The sequence below is a fragment of the Kitasatospora sp. NPDC091257 genome, from assembly GCF_044757675.1.
GTDB classification, from domain to species: Bacteria; Actinomycetota; Actinomycetes; order Streptomycetales; family Streptomycetaceae; genus Kitasatospora; species Kitasatospora lactacystinica.
Map to the genome: position 1 here is coordinate 1 of NZ_JBIVVI010001624.1, position 1567 is coordinate 1567.

Below are 1567 nucleotides of genomic sequence, written 5' to 3' on the forward strand. Positions count from 1 at the left end.
CCCGGCGCCGGCACCCCCTGCGGGAGGCCCCTGCCCCGAGGCCGGACGACCCCGGGCCCGCACGCACGCACGCGTGGAAACACGCTCACAACGGGACGATGGAGTGGTATGAGCACGTCAGAAGTCGGCGTCGCGTACAAGGAGCTCTCTGCCGCGCAGCGAGGCATCTGGAACGCTCAGCAACTCGACCCGGACAACCCCGTCTACAGCGTGGCCCAGTGCCTGGAGATCGAAGGGGACCTGGACCCGCAGCTGTTCGAGCGGGCCGTGCGGGAGATCACCGGACGGGTCGAACCCCTCCACGTGCGCTTCACCGGATCGGGCACCTCGCTGCGCCAGTACGTGGCCGTCTCGGACGACTGGCCGCTGCACACCTTCGACGTCAGCGCCGAGCGCGACCCGGTCGCCGCCGCCGAGGCCTGGATGCGCGCCGACCTGGCCCGGCCGATGCGGCTGGACCGCGACCGCCTCTTCACCTACGCCCTGTTCCGCGTCGCCGCCGACCGCCACCTCTGGTACCAGCGCGGCCACCACATCGCCGCCGACGGCTTCAGCGGCGCCATCGTCGCCTCGCGGGTGGCCGCCCACTACACCGCCCTCGCGGCCGGCGGCCCGGTGCCCGAGCCGCGGACGGTGCCGCTGGACACCCTCCTGGACAAGGACACCGAGTACCGCGCCTCGGCGAGCTTCGCCGAGGACCGCGCGTACTGGGCCGAAACCCTGGCCGACCGCCCGGACATGCCCAGCCTCAGCGGCGGACGCCCGCCCGTCGGCACCCCGCACACCCTGGCCCGGCACGCCGAGACCGTCGACGCCGAGACCTCCGCGCACCTCCGCACGGCCGCACGCGGTCTGCGGACCACCGTCTCCGGCCTGGCCATCGCCGCCTCCGTGCTCTGCTTCCACCGCCTGACCGGCGTCGAGGACGTCGTCATCGGCGTCCCCGTCCTCGGCCGGAGCCGCCAGGAACTCGACGTCCCCGGCATGGCGGCCAACATGCTGCCGATCCGGGTGGCCGTGTCGGACGACCTCACCCTCCAGCAGCTCGTCCGGCGGGTCGGGACCGCGATCCGCACCGCCCTGCGCCACCAGCGATACCGCTACGAGGACATCCTCCGGGACCTCGGGCTGGTCGGCCGCGGCAACCTGTTCAGCCTGGTCATGAGCGCCATGCCGTTCGACTACGACCTCGCCTTCGGCAACTGCTCGGTCCGGCTGAAGCCGCTGGGCGGCGGCCACTTCAACGACTTCTCGCTGTCGCTCTACGACAACTCCACCGACGGCCTCATCGGCATCGCCGCGGACGTCAACCCCGAGCTCTACAGCGACGACACCAACCGCGCCAAGGTGGCCCTCTTCCGCAACACCCTGCTGGCGATGGCCGCCGCCCCCGCCGACACCCCGCTCCGTCGGGTCGAGGTGTTGGGCGAGGCGGAGCGGGAGCTGGTGCTGTTCGGGTGGAACGACACGGTGCGTGAGGTGCCGGCGGTGACGCTGCCGGAGCTGTTCGAGGCGCAGGCGGTGCGGACGCCGGGTGCGGTGGCGGTGTCGGACGCGTCGGGTGGTG

General features: G+C 72.8%; 1 protein-coding gene. It reads left to right on the top strand.

Features of this window, described 5'->3' with window-relative positions:
- Positions 1-108: 108 nt before the first annotated feature.
- Positions 109-1567 (top strand): condensation domain-containing protein (locus ACIQOV_RS40825; RefSeq protein ID WP_401056120.1); only part of this gene is annotated, 1459 nt, incomplete at its 3' end.